Here is a 17452-nt window from a genome sequence, read left to right as displayed (position 1 = left end):
CTTGCTCTTGCCTATCCCTGAAGCAGCCATTTTTTGAGCTCTTGAATCGGCTTATGCGCTAACGCCGACAGCTCGGCCTGCTCCTTCGCCCGGCGGTAGCGTTCCGACAAATCAAGCTCCTTGCGAGGAGGAGACGCGACGCAGGAGAAGGTGGATCGGTTCATCGAGAGAAAACCGAGCTCGAGAAACACTTCCTGCATCATCCTAACGGTAGCGAGCGGCCAGCCCGTCGATTCGGATACCCGCCTTAAGAATCCGTCCGGGGCATCGATCCAGCTCTCTTGCTTGCGGAACATCGTGTAGACCTGCCCGAATTGCACCCGATCGGGGAAGGGTCTCCCTCTCTCCGTTCCGGCGGCTTCCCCCGCGAAAAGAACGATTTCCTCTAATTTGTCGCGATATCGGGCGATCATCCGCTTAAGGCCGTCGGCTTGGTCCATCGAATCGGGCAGCCCGGCGAGAACGAGAGTCCACCCGGCCTGGGCATCCGCTGGCGCCTTTTCCTCCGCCGGGGCTTCATATTGCTCCAACTGCCGCAGCAGCGGCCCTTCCCGCTCTTCGGTCAGTGACGTATATGCCGCGAGATAAGCTCCCGCGCCGACAAGCCGTTCCAGCTCGCTAAGCTCCGCGCGGGGAGGACAGAGAACGAGCAGCCTCCGCCCTTCCTCTTCGAGCAGCTTGCCGACCTTGGCGAGGATCGGTTCCCCGCGATGATCGCGCACGGCGGGCTTGCTTTTCTTAAAGTCCTGCAGCATGAACTGCACCCGGCGGCTGCCGTTCCATTCGTTGACGGCGAGTTCGCCGAGCAGATCCATGTCGGCACCCGAGCGGAGCAGCGGCAGGGATTCCGCCATTCCGAAGCCGACCGCCTCCAGGCGGCGACCCTTCTCGACCGCGACCAGACGAACGTGGTTGCCTTCCTTGCCAAGCGCGCGAGTGTCGGCAACGGACACTTCCCTTAACACGATCCGGGGAGTCGGGTTGCCGTTGCCGAACGGCTCCAAGCTCTTGAGACCTTCCGCCGCCTCCAGGGTGAGCTCGCCTATCGAACAGACCAGATCGACTTTTTTGCTCGGAATCCAATCCTCGGCCGATATTCTCTCCTTGGCCAGCCGGGATAGCCGAATTCCGAGCTCCTCCACATTCTGCCGGATCAATGTCATTCCGGCAGCCGCTTCGTGGCCTCCGAAATGATCCAACAAATCCGCGCATTCGGTTAACGCATCGTAGAGATTAAAGCCTTCGATCGAACGGGCGGAGCCTTTGCACTTGCCGGTTGCGGGATCGTGCGCGAGAATGATGACCGGCCGGTAATAGCGCTCCACCAGCTTCGAGGCCACGAGTCCCGCGATCCCGGCGTTCCAGCCGTCGCCCGCAAGCACGATGGCCTCCGGCATTCGACCGTCCCTCTCCGCAATCTGCGCCTGCCAAAGCTCCTCCGCTTGAACGACCGTTTCCTCTACGAGCTGTTGGCGCTCCTTGTTCAGTTCGTCCAATTTCTCGCTTAGCTCTCTCGCTTCCGCTTCGTCCTCCGTCACCAGAAGCCGAACGGCCCCGTCCGCCCGTTCGAGCCTGCCTCCCGCGTTCAAGCGAGGAGCGAGACCGAACGCGATTCTTCCGCTGGTCAGCTTGGAGAATTCCGTTCCGCTCGCCTCGGCCAACGCCCTGATTCCCGGAGAGGGATGGTTGACCATGCGACTTAATCCCAGTCTGACTAGGGAGCGGTTCTCTCCGGTGAGAGGCATCAGATCGGCCACGGTGCCGATCGCCGCGACATCCGCGAACGCGGGCTCGATCTTGCCGAGCATCGCATGCGCCAGCTTAAAAGCGACTCCCGCTCCCGACAGCCCTTTGAACGGATATCGGCAATCCTCCTGCTTCGGGTTGACCAGCGCGATAGCCGCCTCGGGCAGCTCCGCCGGAGGCTCGTGGTGATCCGTCACGACCACGTCGATGCCTCGTTCCCGGGCATAGGCGATTTGTTCCGCCGCGCTGATCCCGTTGTCCACCGTAACGATCAGCCGGATGCCGGCTTCCGCCGCGAGATCGATCGCTTTCGGATTCAAGCCGTAGCCTTCCAGGCTGCGATGCGGGATGTATGTATCGAAGACTCCGTCAAGCCGCTTCAGAAGCCTAATCATCAGAGCGGTCGAGGTTACCCCGTCCGCGTCGTAATCCCCGTACACGCGAATTCGCTCCCGGTCCTTCAGCGCTCTTCGGATCCGTTCCGTCGCGATCTCCATGTCCTTCATCAAGAACGGATCATGGAACTGCTCCTCGCCTGCGTTCAGCAACAACCGCGCCTCTTCCGGAGTCCGGTATCCGCGCGACACGAGCAGCCGGGCAATGAGCGGCGGAAGCTTAAGCGCCGAAGCCAGCTCCGCCGCCTCTCGTTCGTCGGCTTCTTTCAACAGCCAACGATAGGATTTTCTCATGCCGTACTTCTCCTCCTTTCTCGTTGCCATGCCTATCCGCCAAGCGGTTTAGACAAGTTCAGCTCCGCCCGAACCGAGGCTCTCCGCAGAGAATTCGAATCTCTTCCCTGCGGATCAAGCCGTCGATTCGGCGGAGCTGTCCCGCTTCCTCATTATTGCACGAAGGCTCCCAGTTCCTCTTCCTGATGATTGGACTTATAAGGATATCCGGGATCAAAAGGCTGAACGTGAACGTTCGCATCTGTAATATGCAAGAATCTCTTGGTAAGCTGCCTTCTCACCCGATGGGCGATATCCTGGCCTTCGAAGACGGTAATTCTCGGATTCACGCGGATCGTGAGATCGACGATAACGTAATGGCCGAGCTCTCTCGCCTTGAGGCCGTCGACCGCGACGACTCCGTCTACTCTTTGAACCGCTTCGAGCAGGGTTTGCGCGTCGACCTCGTCCAGGGTGTCGGCATCCGCGGAACGGATGACCCCGTGCACGAGCTGATAGCCCGACTTCATGACGAACACTCCGATAACGATTCCCGCAGCCGGATCGAGGAAATACAGCGATGGGACGTCGAAAATATCGCCGGTCATCGCCCCGACCGTTCCGACCAGAGCCGTCAAGGAAGCGAAGATGTCCGAACGGCTCTCCCCGCGGGAGGAATCCGCCCTCATTCCGAGTCCCGATTCGTACTTTCTTCGATAGCGTACGAGTCCTTCCCGCACGACGATTCCGAAAATAATGACAGCCACCGCGCTCCAGCCCGGCGCCTCCTCTACTCCCCTGATCATTCGGCGAAGGGAGGAGATGGCGATCTCTATTCCTCCGACTAGAAGCAGCGCCGAGAACACGATTCCGGCGACCGCTTCGGGAGGCAATTTGCGTTTATCCAGATGAGCCCGAGGAGCATGACCGACTCTCCTCATCTCCAGGTATGCAGTCGTTGCCGCTGCCGTATCGGCAGCCGAATGGCAGGCATCGGCGAGCAGCGCCTTGCTGCCCGTAATCCATCCGGCCCCTCCCTTGAGGATGGAGAGCCCCAGCAGTCCTAATGCGGACATGCCGGCCCCGTGCTCCGCGCCAGCGAACCGACTCTGAGACATATCGAGCCCTCCCCTGATCTTGCTATATTACGTATTCGTTAACCCTTACGACGCGTTCTGCGGCTTCGCCGTCTTATGAGGCTTCGCTTTGCGGCGAAGCAAGTGCCAGAGCGGGCTGGCGATAAAGATCGAAGATGCGGCGCCGATAAGCAAGCCCAGGATCATCGCGAGCGAGAACATCTTCAGCGCTTCGCTTCCGAAGGCGAACAGGCAGATGGCCGCGAACGCGACGGTAATGACCGTATTGATCGAACGGGTCAGCGTCTGGCTGATGCTCGTGTTGACGACTTCCGTCAGATCGGCGTCCGTCTTCAGCTTCGCGAAACGAAGGTTCTCGCGAATCCGGTCGAAGATTACGACGGTGTCGTTGATCGAATACCCGATAATCGTGAGGATCGCCAGAATGAACGGCAGATTGACCTCAAGACGGAAGAAGGAAAAGATCGAGATGACCATGAACGCGACGAACAGAAGGGAGATGACCGCCGAGATCGCGAAACGCCATTCGAAGCGAATCGCCACATAGATGACGATGCCGACGCTCGCTATCAGGATGCCGTACAGGGCATTGAGCTCCTGTTCTTTAGCGATCTCTACGTCTACGATATTAATCTCGAAGGAAGCCGATTCATCGAATTTCGATTTGAAATCGGCATCCAGCTTCTGCTGCTGCGCTTCCGTAAGCGCTTCTTCGAAGCGGATCGAGATGCGCTCCTCGCCGGAGGTGAACGTATACTTGCCGAAGTCCTCGGAGTTCAGAAACTCTTCCACCTTGGCCTTCTCGACAGGCTTGCTGACCGAGATGTCCACCGAGGAACCGGATTTGAAGTCTATTCCGTAGTTCATGCCGAATACGGATATGGAAACGATCCCTGCCAGGACAAGAATGATCGCGGCAATGAACACCGGGCGGGCCGCTTTGACGAAGTTGAAGTTCTGCCACTTATAGCGCACGGATCTCACTCTCCTTTACGCCATAATACGAAGGCTTGTTGAATCGGCCGCTCTTCACGATGAGCTGCAGCAGGAACCGCGTCAGGAAGAGGTTGGTCACGATGTTGATGATGATCGACGCCAGATGCACGACGGCGAAGCCTTTGACCGTGCCTTGGCCGATAAAGTACAGAACGGCGCCGACGATGATGTTCGTGATGTGCGCGTCGATGACCGTGCGGAAGCTGTTCTTATTCCCCGAACGAAGAGCGGACGAAACGCTCTTGCCGTTGCGAATCTCGTCCTTGATACGCTCCGCCGTAATGATGTTCGTGTCGACGGCGATCCCGATCCCGAGAATGAAGGCCGCGATGCCCGGCAGCGTCAGCGTGGCGTTCATCATCCAGAACACCGCGAGCAGCAGCCAGACGAACACGAGGAGACAGATACAAGCGATAAAGCCCGGCAGACGATAGAATACAAGCATGAACAAAAGAATGACGATGGAGGCGACGATGCCGGCAAGCGCGGTTTCCTCAAGCGACTTCTGGCCCAGCGTAGCGCCGACGCTCTGCGAGTACTTCTCCGTCAGGCTAAGCGGAAGCGCGCCTAGATTGATAACGTCGGCCAGCTCTTTGGCTTCCGCGATCGTGCGTTGGCCGGAGATCGTGGCGTTCCCGTCCGTCAGCGGCTGTTGAACGACCGGGTCGGACAGCATTTCGTCGTCCAGATAGATCGCAAGGTTCTGACCGACGAGACGAGTCGTGATTTCCCCGAATTTCTCCTTGTCCTTCACTTTGATCGAGATCAGCGGGTTGTTCAAATTATCGTAAACGACTTCGGCCGCGCCTTCGACGAAGTCGCTGCCGAGCAGCTCGACTTTGCAGTATCCGGCATCGGCCGCGCAGCCGCTCGCGCTGCGGAACTCCAGCTCGGCCGGCTTCTTCATCATCTCGCGAACGGTCGCCTCGTCGGACACCCCCGCGATCTTGATGCGGATACGGTTCTCTCCTTCCGTCGTGACTTCCGGCTCGGAGACGCCCGTCTTGTTGGCGCGGTCCTCCAAGCTCTTCGCGGTCTCAATCAGAGATTCCTTGGAGACGGGTCCGCTGCCCGTGAGCGGTTGCGCCTCGTACAGAATCTCGAAGCCGCCCTTCAGGTCGAGCCCCAGCTTTGTCGAATTGAGCAATCCGGGGCTTGTCCATATCATTGCCCCGAACGCCACAACGACGACAAGCACGAAAGTGAGCAGTCGTTTCATTATGCGTTGCGATCCCCTTTCAATTCTCAATGTTCCTATTATACCTACGCGCCAAAAAGGAAGTCAATTTGTCGAAAAGCGAGCAGCCTCTGCCAATATAAAGAAGGCAGCCAAGCGGCTAAATCGCCCGGCTGCCTTGCTTTTCGAAGAATGCTCCTTAACGCTTCTCTCCGCGATATAAACTTAAAGTGATGAAGTTCATATATTGATTGACCTTAAGGGACATGATATCGTTCACGACGGCATGCAGCGGCGGCGTCCCCGATTTGTAATATCTGTCGCTGACGCATTCCCAGATGTCTTGTCCCGTGACCTGCTCGTAGCCGATCATCCGAAACTCCTCCGCCTTATCCATGCAGAGCTGCTCGATCATCCGGTTCTTCTCCGCTTCGCTAAGCACGTCGTCCCGTCCCTCTTCTACTTCGCGATCTTCCATGCGCAAGCCTCCTCGTCTTACCGTGTACCCCCCAACATCGTCACTAGTTAACTTCGATGCCCGTGCTTCGAAATCCTCCCTCGAAGCCTAAAATCTAATTCGGACAACTCCAGTCATGAAGAAGCGCCGATGAAGCATAAGCATGTACTAATACTCGGCCGTGAGAAGGGGTTGCCATGTCCAAACGCAAGCAATCGTTCATTCAAGGAGCCATGATCCTGCTGGCGGCCGGCTTGCTGAATCGGCTACTCGGCTTCGTGCCGCGGATTGCGCTTCCTCGCATTATCGGCGCCGAAGGAGTAGGGCTCATTCAGCTCGTCTATCCCTTCATGATCGTTATCCTGACGATCATTACCGGCGGGATTCCGCTAGCCGTCGCTAAACTGGTCGCGGAAGCCGATTCTCGCGGACAAGCCGGGAGGATCAAGCGTATTCTCCGGACGGCGATGGGGCTGTCTCTCGGGGCCAGCCTCGCCACCGCGGCCGCTTGCCTCGCCATGGCCGATTGGATCTCGACGACGATCATGACCGATTCCCGGGTCGGAACCGCATTCGTTACGATGATTCCGGCGCTACCGCTCATCGCGGTCTCTTCCGTATGGAGAGGTTACTTTCAAGGCAAGCAGAACATGATTCCGACCGCGATGTCCCAAACGACGGAGTCTCTCGTCCGGATCGTGCTAACTCTGCTGCTGACTTCTCTGCTGCTTCCATGGGGACTTCACGCCGCGGCTGCCGGAGCGATGGCCGGGCTCGTCATGGGGGAGCTGGCCGGTCTGCTTATCCTGTGGAGACAGCTGAGGATCGACTCCCGAAGCCGATCGTCCAAGGCGGAAGGGGAGGCGGGTCCCCCGGACGCTTCTTCGCCGGACGAAGAGCGCGCCATGCCGCGTCATTTGTTAGGAATCGCGCTTCCGGTAACGGGCAGCAAGCTGATCGGTTCCCTATCCTATCTGCTCGAATCCATTCTCACGGCCAAAAGCCTGGTCGCGGCCGGAATCGCCGTCTCCGTCGCCACTTCCTTGTACGGCGCGCTTCAGGGCATGGTCATTCCGCTGCTGATGCTGCCCGGAGCGCTTACCTACTCCCTTGCCGTCTCCCTGGTGCCGGCATTGTCCGACGCCGCAGCCCAAGGGGATTGGCCGGGCATTCAGAAGCGGCTGCACCAGTCGCTCAGGCTCGCGGTCGTGTCGGCCGCCCCATTCATCATCCTCATGTCCTTGCTTGCCGGCCCGATCTGCTCGCTCCTGTACGGGGACGATTCCATGGCCGGGATGCTGAGATGGCTGGCGCCGGTTGCCGTATTCGTCTATATGCAAGCTCCTTTGCAAGCGGCGCTGCAGGCGCTGAACCGTCCGGGCACCGCTCTCGTCAACACCTTCGTCGGCGCGCTGGTCAAGCTTTTTCTTATCGTGCAGTTAGCCAGCCGTCCGGACCTCGGCATTCAAGGAGCCATCATCGCTGTGGCCGTCAACATGGTCTTGGTTACCCTTCTCCACTGGTTCAGCGTCGCCAGGCTTACCGGCTTCCGGCTGATGCCGACCGATTTCCTGAAGGTAGCCCTCGCGATGATCGTCACCGGGGCCTGCGCTTTGGCGATTTGGAATTGGGAAGCTCTATCCAACGACACGCTGCGGCTAGTCGCCGCCTCGTTCGCCGCCGTTGTCGTTTATGTCCTTCTGCTCGTCTGGCTTAAGCTGATCGATCGCTTGGATGTCGCGAGAATTCCCGTGCTTCGCCGTTTATTCCGGTAATGCCTCCGGCTTATTTTTTCTTATTGACGTAAAGCTTGCCATGCTGGTCGACGCTGCAGAAATAGACGTTTTTAAAGCTGCGAATCCCTCTCTGCCGAAGTTCGTTTTTGAGCCAGAAACGGGTTTTGCCCAGCTTCTCCAGATTGTCGTCCTGGACTTTACCGTCCACGATAAGGGCGACCGGCAGCGGTTCGAATCGGAACTTCGCCTTTGGGGAAGCGCCGGCAGAAGCAGGAGGAGAGTCCGCGGAGGTCATCTTTTCCCGGGAAATGACGGACAGCTTGCCGATTTCTCTTTTGCCCATGATGCGGATCACCAGAAACACGAAGACGAACGTCAACGCCGTGCGAAGCAATAAGGACGTCAGCTCCAAGTCCCGATCCCTCCGGTTCTGTGAAGGTTAGTGCCCAGGCGCCTGTTATTGTCACCTTGCCTCATGTCGCTCATTCAAGCGGATGCCGTGGAAAAAATGGCAGTTGCGAGGACGTCCGGCAAGCTTCTTGTACTAGCTTTCCGCCCGAGGCCATAGGCTGATACAAAATACTTGTAAAGGAGCGTGTCTCATGAAGTCCATTCCTCAAGTATCCGGCTTCCGCATCGCTTCACCTATCGTATCCGGGATCCTATGGGCCATCATCTGGCTGGCGGCCGGAACCTTGCTCGTGTCCTTGCTGCTCTATAGCTCATCCATGAACGAGAACGAGATCGTCCCGTGGGTATTCGGCGTGCACGGGTTCGCTTCCTTCTGCGGAGGATTCGTGTCCGCCCGGCGATCCGGAAGAAGGGGCTGGTACATCGGCCTCGCCACCGGTTTCCTCTATGCGCTGATCGTGCTGCTCTCAAGCTATCTGGCCAACGATATCGGCTGGACCGTGAGAATTCTCTCCATGCTTGGGATTTGCTGCGCGGCGGGCGCTTTCGGTGGAATGTTGGGGGTGAATACGGGATCGGCAGGGAAACGCAGGTAATAGGGCTTCGCGTTTTTTCTCCCATTTATGTTATACTATGGTCCGTATTTCCAAGCGGATTGCGGGGGAGAAATCTTGGTTCTGTTTCATTCCATGACGACCATATCGCTCTACACGGCCGGACTCGTCGCGCTTCTCCTTTGGTTCGGGACAGGCCGACAGCCGTTGGCGGTCGCCGGCGTATTCATGCGGACGCTATTCTCCTCCTGGCCGCGATTTTTGTTTTTTATTTCTTTGCTCGCCATTCTGCTGCTCAATAAGTTCGAGCTTAAGCTCGAAGCGCTGTTTCCGGTTACCTACGACCTGACCTCCGCGCTGACAGGTTGGGAAGGCAGCTGGCAAGCCGCGCTGCAGTCCGCGGTTGCCGCGGATGGGTTAACCGCTTTCTGCTCTGTCTTCTACCTGGTCGTGTTCCAGGCCGTCATGATTGCCTCCATCGCCATTTATACGTATCAAGGCAATCTTAAACTTTACTACGCCTTCTGCGTTTCTTTGCTATTGAATTACTTTATCGCGTTGCCGTTCTTCCTATTCGTCCCGGTCGACGAAGCCTGGTCGGTATCTCCTGGCATCCGATTTCTGATGCTGGACGTATTCCCCAGGTTCGAGACCGAGTATCGGCGCCTATCGGGTCTCGACAACTGCGTCCCGAGCCTTCACACCTCCATCTCGGTAACCATGGCGCTGCTCGCGGCCAGGTCGGGCAATCGGAGATGGGCGGTTTTTGCCGGGTTCAGCGCCGCCGTCATTCTGTTCTCCATTTTCTATCTCGGAATCCATTGGTTCACGGATATGGCTTTGGGCTTGTGCCTCGCCGCCGTCAGCGTCTTCATTGGCATTAAAGTCGGAGAACGGGCGGATCGAGTCTCCGGCGTCAAGGCCGACAGCTCCAAATCCAAGGTTCAGAGTAGGCCGGTCCATACGGCTTCCCGCTCCACGAGCTCTTAAAGCCTGGCGATTAGTTGATAATGCTTCCGAACGGCTTGTAACGATTGCTGACACGACAAAGCCCCTCCCGGTCGCTTCGAGAGCGCATTCCAGGAAGGGCTTTTGGCTGTGTTTGCCGAAGCGGCGATCTTAGGATTCGGCGCTTGCTTCCGCCTTCTCCGCCTTCGTTTCCGCTTTCGCTTCCGCCTTGGTCTCGGATTTAGCCGAAGCCGGAGATGCTTCCACCACGTTGTTGATCGCCGAGCGATCGAACGTCAGCTTGGTGACGTCGTTCACCTTCAGGACGACCGTATCGTCCGTAATCTCGGCGATCGTTCCGTGAAGGCCGCCGATCGTCGTGATCTTGTCGCCTTTCTTCAAGGCGCGCAGCATCGCGTTGCGAGCTTTCGTCTTCTTCTGTTGCGGACGAATCAGCAGGAAGTAGAAGATGACGAACATAAGCACGAATGGTAATAAAGTTGCCATCTAATGTCCCCTCCTCTCTTTACTTAGAAACCGCTCTCGTTGTTAGCCATCCCGTATTTCTCGAAAAACTCGTCTCGGAAATCCCGCAGCCTGTCCTGCCGAATCGCTTCCCTGACTTGCTCCATAAGATGAACGAGGAAGTGCAAGTTATGAATGGTCGTCAAGCGAAGGCCGAACATCTCATCCGCGCGAATCAAGTGGCGAATGTAAGCCCGGGAATAATTGCGGCAAGCGTAACAGGAGCATTCCGGGTCCAACGGACTGAAGTCGCTTACGTACTTGGCGTTCTTGACGACCAATCTGCCTTGGCTGGTCATCGCCGTTCCGTTCCGGGCGATTCTCGTCGGGAGGACGCAATCGAACATGTCGATTCCTCTCATGCTCCCCTCCACCAGGCAATCCGGTGAGCCGACTCCCATCAAATATCGGGGTTTATGGGTCGGGAGCAAAGGTACGGTCTCCTCCAGCATCTCGTACATGAGATGCTTAGGCTCGCCAACGCTCAGTCCTCCCATAGCATAACCTGGGAAATCTAGCGAAGTCAAATCAAGGGCGCTCTGCTTGCGCAAATCGGCATGCATCCCCCCCTGAACGATGCCGAATAGGCCTTGATCATGAGGACGCTTATGTGCTTGGAGGCAGCGTTCCGCCCAGCGGCTCGTTCTCTCGGTCGATTGTTTCACGTATTCGTAAGTCGCCGGATACGGCGGGCACTCGTCGAACGCCATCATGATATCCGAGCCGAGCGAGTTCTGAACCTCCATCGCAACCTCCGGAGAGAGGAACAGCTTGTCCCCGTTCAGGTGGGAACGGAAATGAACGCCTTCCTCGGTAATCTTCCGGTTCTCGCTTAAGGAGAACACTTGGAAGCCGCCGCTGTCGGTCAGGATCGAGCGATCCCAGTTCATCATTTTGTGCAGGCCGCCCGCTTCCCGGACGAGCTCGTGTCCCGGCCTCAAAAACAGGTGGTAGGTGTTGCTAAGGATAATGTGCGCGTTAAGGTCCTTGAGCTCCTCCGGACTAATGCCCTTGACGGTCGCTTGCGTTCCCACCGGCATAAAAGTCGGGGTCTCGATGACCCCGTGAGGGGTATGGACCCGTCCCAGTCTCGCTCCCGTCTGGGCGCAGGTCTTGATCAATTCGTATTTTATGGCTGACATGATTGCTATAGCCTCCTGGCATCTTCGGGTTGGGACTAAACGATAAACATAGCGTCGCCGAAGCTGAAGAAGCGATACTCCCGCTCGACCGCCTCGCGATAAGCATTCAGCACGGCTTCCCTCCCCGCCAAAGCGCTGACCAACATGACAAGCGTCGACTTGGGCAGGTGGAAGTTGGTGAGCAGAGCGTCGACCATGCGGAAATCATACCCCGGGTAGATAAAAATGTCCGTCCATCCGCTGGATTCGGAGACGGGGCCACCTTCGAAGCGCTGTCCGATCGTCTCGAGCGTTCTGGCCGAGGTGGTGCCGACCGCCACGATCCGTCCTCCCTCGGCTTTCGTCCGGTTCAGCAGCTCGGCGCTCTCCGCGCTGACCGAATACCACTCGGAATGCATCTCGTTCTCGTCGATATTCTCGACCGACACCGGACGGAACGTCCCGAGTCCGACATGCAGCGTAATCCGGCAAAGCCGAACGCCGGCTTCTTCGAGCTCTTGCAAGAACGCCTCCGTAAAATGGAGCCCTGCGGTCGGAGCGGCCGCGGAGCCCTCGTGCTTGGCATAGACGGTCTGATAACGTTCGCGGTCCTCCAGCCTTTCCTTGATATAAGGAGGAAGCGGCATCGTGCCCAGCTTGTCGAGAAGCTCGTTAAAGATGCCTTTATACCGGAAGCGGATATGCCTGGCCCCCATGTCGCCTTCCGCCTCGACCACCGCCGTCAGCAAGGGCTCGCCGGTCGCTTCGTCCGATCCGAAATTCAGCACGCTGCCTACCCGTATTTTTTTGCCCGGCCGTACGAGCACTTCCCAAGCATCGCCTTCGAGTCTCTTCAATAGAAGCAGCTCGACCTTGGCCCCGGTGTCGGCCTTGACGCCGTACAGCCTAGCGGGCAGCACGCGGGTATCGTTCAAGACGAGAGTATCGCCCGCCTTCAAATATTGCTTCATATCGGTAAACGAGCGGTGTTCCGTCTCCCCCGTATTCTTATGCAGAACAATTAGCCTGGAGGAAGTTCGGTCCGCTAGCGGAGTCTGCGCGATAAGGCGCTCCGGAAGTTCGAAATCAAAGTCGCTTACATTCATCAATTGCCATCCTTCTCGATCGTAACGTCCTTATAGTAGTATTTCAGAATAGATTGGTAGTCATACCCTTGATCGGCCAAAGCTTTGGCGCCCCATTGGGACATGCCAAGCCCGTGGCCGTAGCCCTGCCCGCTGATGATAAAGCTCGGTTCCGGCGTTACGGAACGCAGCTTGCCGTCCGCTCCCATCACGGTGAGATTGCCCGAGACGGAGCTGACTCCGTTCGCTCCTTGAACCTGAAGGCCGGAAGAAGAAGTCTTCTCGGTCGTTTGCCCGTTCGATTGAATCAAGGAGATCCGTCCGGTCTCCTCGATCTTGAACAACGTGCTCTTGATCCCGCCGAGCGCTCCGCGAAGATTGTCGGGATACCCGACGTCCACGACCTTGCCGTTCGCTTTGATCTCGATCGCGCGTCCGGACGGCCCCGTCTGGGACACCTCAAGCGTCCTTAACGGTCCTTCGATGGCCGTCTTGGCCCGCTTATTGATCGCCGTAAGAAGCTCGTCCGGGGTCATCGGCGCTTCAATCCAGCTGTAGACCGTGTACTCGGGCACGATCTCCAGCGTAACGACCTTGTCTCCCTTGTTCAGCTTGGCTACGGGCTCGACATTCGTTAGAATTTGCGGGCTGGAACGAACGGCGACTCCGTCGCCGGTGACTTCGAACAGTTTGATTCCCGCCTCGTTCTCCGCTCCGCTGTCGCGAAGCAGGTCGCTTCTTATGTATCCGGTCGTCCCGTTCTCCAGTACGACCCGGTGCCAGTTCAGCTTGCCCTCCTGGGGACCCGAATCGGGACTTACGACCGCGCTGGCCAAGTAGTTCGTGACATTCTCCCAGATTTCCGTGGCGTTATCCGCCGTAATCCCGCCGGCGTTCGAGGAGAAAACCGCGGAGATCGCCTTCCCGCCGTAGGTAAGGATCTCGCCTTCCGTCGCCTTGACGGCCGCGATCGATTGGGCGCTCTCTCCCTTGATTCCGGAATAAACCTGGCTTAGGGTCGTGTCCACGACGTTGGCGATCTGGAAGCCTACTCCCAAAGACAAGGAATAAGTGCGGGCCGCCACCGCCTGGGCCTTCTGGGCTTCGGCCGGCCAAGAGGAGTAAATCTCGGAGCCGACGACCGAGTACAAATACTGTTCGAGATCCACTTCGTTCACGACGGCCAGGTTATTGTTCAGGACGCTGATCTCGATGTTCCCCCGGTAGGTCTGCTTGCTGCGCTCCACCACTTGGATGCCGGCGTCGCCGGACGGTGCCGCCGTTATCGCGGTTCCCGCAGCCGTGCCGACGGAATACAGGTTAACGGGCTTGTTCTGGGCGCCGTTAACCGTCATGTCGTTACGAAGGACGACGTATGCGCTGGCGGCGTCCGGAGTCTTCGAAGTGACGCCCTCGGCGGCGGCCTTGAGCTGAATCGCGCTTAAAGCGGTCGCATCGGAGGCTTGTCCGATTCGGACGTAATAACCCGCCATGCCGCCGGAAACTTTGTAAGCCAGGAAGGCGTCGAGTCCGGCATTCCCGAGCTTTGTCACCGCTTCCGACGCGGCGGCTTCGCTGTCGTAGGGACCCGACTCCACGGCCAACGGCCCCAGAACCGATGCGGGGGTCAAGGTTTGGGCTCCCAACGTGTAGGCGGCCGTATTCCACTTGGCCAGAGCGGACGAAGCGGCGGAGGCGCTTGCGTAATTGCCTTCCGTTACTTGATAGACCGCCTTGCCGTTCTTCATCAGCATCGTAACGTAGACCGCGTTCGAGGAGCTTTGAATCTTCTTCAGCACGGAGATCGCCGTCGTCAGGTCGGCCGTCTCCAGCACTTTCGCTTTATAGCCGTCTACGGCAAAACGAATCGTCTGGCCGCCGGCGATCTTCGCGACGGCCGTTCCGCCCATCATGAGCTGCATGCCGGATTCGGATACGAGAGTAGCGGCAGGGGTCGTCGACTTGTATCGGCTGCCAAGGTCCGCGAATAGGGCGACTCGGATGTTGTCGGGTACCGTTACCGCGTTCGCGACGGCTCCGGTAGAACAGAGCGCGACGGCGGCGAGAAGCGTGCTCAGCATAGCCGTTCTGCCGATCGAGTGTCTGTGCCGGTGTTTCATGATGGTGTACCTCCGCCTTTCGTTTTCGATTGTGGAAGCGAACATACCCCGTCCGCGCAAGAGTCGTTCTTCCCGAACAGGCGGTAGCGATTGCGTGCTACCAGCTTGTAAATCAGCCGACTGATTCCCCGGAAGCCCGGCCATTCGCCGATCGCCCCGATCCACCTCAGGGAACGGACGTTGCGAAGCAGCCTCATTACGCCCTCCGAGCCGGAATACAGGCGTCCGGACGAATCGATCACATGCATCTGAGCCAACAGCTGCTCCGCCGGTACGTTCGTCAGAGCAGGCAGCGCGCGATATTCGCCGCGCTGATAAGCCTGGATCGAAACCCATTCTACCGGCTCTTGGGAATCCAGCTTCCGCAGCTTATCCATCGTAGCCAGGCAAAGATTGCATTGACCGTCGTAAAGAGCGATTAAAGAAGAGGACGAGACGCTTCCGTTCGCGTTTGTCGCGTCTAACCGCTTGCCGCTCATGACGGCTCCGGAATCGGCAGCCCTAGATGGCGATACGCGGCCGTCGTGACGACGCGGCCTCTAGGCGTTCGCTGAAGGAAGCCGATCTGCAGAAGATAAGGCTCGTAGACGTCCTCGATCGTCTGGCTCTCTTCGCCGATGGAAGCCGCGATCGTATCGACGCCGACGGGACCGCCTTTGTATCGCATAATCATGGCTTGGAGCATCTTGTGATCGATCGCGTCGAGTCCCATCGGATCGACCTGGATCCGCTCCAGCGCTTCCTGCGCCAATTGCTCGGTGATCATGCCGTCGCCTCGAACCTGCGCGTAATCGCGAACCCGCTTCAGCAAGCGGTTGGCGATCCGCGGAGTGCCCCGCGACCTTCGCGCGATCTCGCGCGAAGCCTCTCCGATGATGCCCACGTCCAGCAGATCCGCCGTCCGCGAGACGATAAAGCTGAGCTCGTCTTCGGTATAGAACTCCAGCCGGCTGACGACGCCGAAGCGGTCTCTCAGCGGGGCGGACAGCAGCCCGGCGCGCGTCGTCGCGCCGATCAGCGTAAACTTCGGCAGGTCGAGCCGAACCGAGCGTGCGCTCGGGCCTTTGCCGATGATGAAGTCCAGGGCGAAGTCCTCCATCGCGGGATAGAGCACCTCTTCGACCGTCCGGTGCAGGCGATGAATCTCGTCGATGAACAGAACGTCGTTCTCCTGCAGGTTCGTCAAGATCGCCGCAAGGTCTCCCGGCCGCTCGATCGCGGGTCCGCTCGTCGTCCGAATGCTGACGCCAAGCTCGTTGGCGATAATGTTGGACAGCGTCGTCTTGCCCAGTCCCGGAGGGCCGTACAGGAGCACGTGATCCAACGCCTCGTTGCGCATCTTGGCCGCTTCTATGTAGATTTTCAAATTGTCCTTGACCTGTGCCTGACCGATATATTCCGCCAGGTACCGCGGACGAAGACTGAACTCCGCCGCCTGGTCTTCCATCATCAGGTTCGCCGTTACGATCCGGTCCTCCATCGCTCCCCCGCCTTTCCCATAATGCCGCTAGACGCTTGACGAACTTATCCTTGGAAAAGTTGCTGCAGCGCCTTCTTCATCAATACGTCGGTCGTCTCGGTGCCGCTTAAGCTGCCCTTCATCGCGTTCCAGGCCTTATCCAGCTCGACTTCGCGATAGCCTAGCCCGAAGAGAGCTTCCTTGGCTCCCGCCCATGCCTCGTTCGTCTCCGATGTCGCCGGAGCGGCATCCATCGAGAGCTGAAGCGTCGTGGCCGCCGCCCAGCGATCGTCGACGACTCCCAGCTTGTCCTTCAGATCCAGCACCATCCGCTGGGCCGTCTTCTTGCCGATGCCCGGCAGCTTCGTCAGGAAGGTCAGGTTCTCCGACTGGATCGCCGCCGCGACGACCTCCGGCTTGCCTCCCGCCAGCACGCCCAGCGCAACCCGAGGGCCGATACCGGATACGTCCAGAAGCTTGCGGAACATCGCTTGCTCCTCGCGGGTCGCGAAGCCGAACAGCTGAATCGCGTCTTCCCGGACGTGATGGTGGATATACAGCACGACCGGCTCTTCCGATTTCGCGAAAATATACGGATTAGGCGTGAATACGCGGTAACCGACATCGCGCACGTCGACCACGACGTATTCGGTGTCCAGGTGAACTACCTTGCCTCTTAGAAAATCGATCACTTCGGAGTCACTCCGTTCACTCTATCATTCAATACGATGGAATGGGCATGGCAGATCGCGACGGCCAGAGCATCCGCCACGTCGTCCGGCTTAGGAACGGCGGACAGCTTCAGCAGCCTCTTCACCATCTCTTGCACTTGCTTCTTCTCGGCGCCGCCGTACCCGACGACCGATTGCTTGACCTGCATCGGCGTGTATTCGCCGACCGGTATGTTCCGCTGCGCCGCCGCCAGAAGAAACACGCCTCTCGCTTGGCCGACGCTGAAAGCGTTCGTTACGTTTTTATTGAAAAAAAGCTTCTCCACCGCGATCGTCTCCGGCTGATACCGGTCCAGCAGCTGGCAGGACGCCTCGTAAATCTGCACCAAGCGCTGCTCGGTCGGCGTTCTCGCTTCCGTCTGGATGCAGCCGTATTGAACGGGCACGATCCGGTGACCGATCTTGTCCACGAACCCGAAGCCCATGATCGCGATGCCGGGGTCAATTCCTAGCACCCTCATTGAAGGAATCCCCGCTCTCTTATCTTGAAGTTATAAACTTGATTATAGCAAATGTACGCTAGAATGAGAACAAATAGACGAACATCCTTTCGGATCCTATCGTCGGGTAGTCGAGTAAAAGAAAAGACTGCCCCCGGCCGTTTGCCGCGTGAGCAGTCTG

The 17452-nt window shown here is 58.2% G+C and carries 17 protein-coding genes; 3 read left to right on the top strand and 14 right to left on the bottom strand.

The genetic code is table 11. The features are described from left to right. Positions 1-11: 11 nt before the first annotated feature. The 5 genes from recJ to H7B67_RS07520 form a co-directional block, all read right to left on the bottom strand. A complete protein-coding gene (recJ, locus tag H7B67_RS07540; RefSeq protein WP_185119162.1) occupies positions 12-2465 on the bottom strand; it encodes a single-stranded-DNA-specific exonuclease RecJ in 2454 nt (817 codons plus the stop codon). 122 nt (positions 2466-2587) lie between these two features. Next, the gene (locus tag H7B67_RS07535) at positions 2588-3532 is read right to left on the bottom strand and encodes a cation diffusion facilitator family transporter (RefSeq protein ID WP_185119161.1); all 945 of its coding nucleotides are present in this window, start codon (positions 3530-3532) and stop codon (positions 2588-2590) included. A 45-nt stretch (positions 3533-3577) separates the two neighbouring features. Next, entirely contained in the window at positions 3578-4486 is a 909-nt protein-coding gene (gene secF / locus H7B67_RS07530) for a protein translocase subunit SecF (RefSeq protein ID WP_185119160.1), read from the bottom strand. Continuing rightward, a complete protein-coding gene (secD, locus tag H7B67_RS07525; protein WP_185119159.1) occupies positions 4476-5726 on the bottom strand; it encodes a protein translocase subunit SecD in 1251 nt (416 codons plus the stop codon). The genes secF and secD overlap by 11 nt, the downstream gene beginning before the upstream one ends. A 157-nt stretch (positions 5727-5883) precedes the next feature. Then, positions 5884-6162 (bottom strand): post-transcriptional regulator, encoded by a 279-nt coding sequence (locus H7B67_RS07520; RefSeq protein WP_185119158.1) that lies wholly within the window; start codon positions 6160-6162, stop codon positions 5884-5886. Positions 6163-6338: 176 nt separating this feature from the next. Between H7B67_RS07520 and spoVB the strand changes: the two genes are divergently transcribed. Beyond that, positions 6339-7916, top strand: coding sequence for a stage V sporulation protein B (spoVB, locus tag H7B67_RS07515; protein WP_185119157.1), 1578 nt, complete (start codon positions 6339-6341; stop codon positions 7914-7916). 10 nt (positions 7917-7926) lie between these two features. Here spoVB and H7B67_RS07510 read toward each other — a convergent pair whose 3' ends face one another. After that, positions 7927-8289, bottom strand: coding sequence for a YetF domain-containing protein (locus H7B67_RS07510; RefSeq protein WP_245363262.1), 363 nt, complete (start codon positions 8287-8289; stop codon positions 7927-7929). A 190-nt stretch (positions 8290-8479) separates the two neighbouring features. Here H7B67_RS07510 and H7B67_RS07505 point away from each other — a divergent pair, with 190 nt between their 5' ends. Both H7B67_RS07505 and H7B67_RS07500 read left to right on the top strand, forming a co-directional pair. Then, positions 8480-8884 carry a TIGR04086 family membrane protein gene (locus tag H7B67_RS07505; RefSeq protein WP_185119156.1) on the top strand — a complete coding sequence of 135 codons (405 nt, stop codon included), beginning with the start codon at positions 8480-8482 and terminating at the stop codon, positions 8882-8884. 75 nt (positions 8885-8959) lie between these two features. Beyond that, positions 8960-9832: a phosphatase PAP2 family protein gene (locus H7B67_RS07500; RefSeq protein ID WP_185119155.1), complete on the top strand. Its 873-nt coding sequence runs from the start codon at positions 8960-8962 to the stop codon at positions 9830-9832. Positions 9833-9961: 129 nt separating this feature from the next. On the opposite strand, the gene yajC is transcribed toward H7B67_RS07500, so the two are convergent. Genes yajC through ruvC form a run of 8 tightly spaced genes read right to left on the bottom strand, consistent with a single transcriptional unit; the run spans position 9962 to position 17292 of the window. Then, positions 9962-10297: a preprotein translocase subunit YajC gene (gene yajC / locus H7B67_RS07495; RefSeq protein ID WP_185119154.1), complete on the bottom strand. Its 336-nt coding sequence runs from the start codon at positions 10295-10297 to the stop codon at positions 9962-9964. Between the two features lie 23 nt (positions 10298-10320). Continuing rightward, complete coding sequence (gene tgt / locus H7B67_RS07490; protein ID WP_185119260.1) at positions 10321-11460, bottom strand: tRNA guanosine(34) transglycosylase Tgt; 1140 nt, start codon at positions 11458-11460, stop codon at positions 10321-10323. A 32-nt stretch (positions 11461-11492) separates the two neighbouring features. Next, positions 11493-12542, bottom strand: a complete 1050-nt coding sequence (gene queA / locus H7B67_RS07485) for a tRNA preQ1(34) S-adenosylmethionine ribosyltransferase-isomerase QueA (RefSeq protein WP_185119153.1) — start codon at positions 12540-12542, stop codon at positions 11493-11495. Then, on the bottom strand, positions 12542-14641 hold the full coding sequence (locus tag H7B67_RS07480) for a SpoIID/LytB domain-containing protein (RefSeq protein ID WP_185119152.1): 2100 nt from the start codon (positions 14639-14641) through the stop codon (positions 12542-12544). Before H7B67_RS07480 ends, queA begins: the two co-directional genes overlap by 1 nt. After that, complete coding sequence (locus H7B67_RS07475) at positions 14638-15120, bottom strand: thiol-disulfide oxidoreductase DCC family protein (RefSeq protein ID WP_185119151.1); 483 nt, start codon at positions 15118-15120, stop codon at positions 14638-14640. Before H7B67_RS07475 ends, H7B67_RS07480 begins: the two co-directional genes overlap by 4 nt. Then, positions 15117-16121, bottom strand: a complete 1005-nt coding sequence (gene ruvB / locus H7B67_RS07470) for a Holliday junction branch migration DNA helicase RuvB (RefSeq protein WP_185119150.1) — start codon at positions 16119-16121, stop codon at positions 15117-15119. The genes H7B67_RS07475 and ruvB overlap by 4 nt, the downstream gene beginning before the upstream one ends. 44 nt (positions 16122-16165) lie before the next feature. Continuing rightward, positions 16166-16792, bottom strand: a complete 627-nt coding sequence (gene ruvA, locus H7B67_RS07465; protein WP_185119149.1) for a Holliday junction branch migration protein RuvA — start codon at positions 16790-16792, stop codon at positions 16166-16168. Further along, complete coding sequence (gene ruvC, locus H7B67_RS07460) at positions 16789-17292, bottom strand: crossover junction endodeoxyribonuclease RuvC (protein ID WP_185119148.1); 504 nt, start codon at positions 17290-17292, stop codon at positions 16789-16791. The genes ruvA and ruvC overlap by 4 nt, the downstream gene beginning before the upstream one ends. Positions 17293-17452 lie beyond the last annotated feature (160 nt).

Origin of the sequence: Cohnella thailandensis, from assembly GCF_014212135.1 — a bacterium.
Lineage (GTDB): Bacteria > Bacillota > Bacilli > Paenibacillales > Paenibacillaceae > Cohnella > Cohnella thailandensis.
Note: the sequence above shows the minus strand (reverse complement) of the source record. Positions and strands in the feature narration are given on the sequence as shown.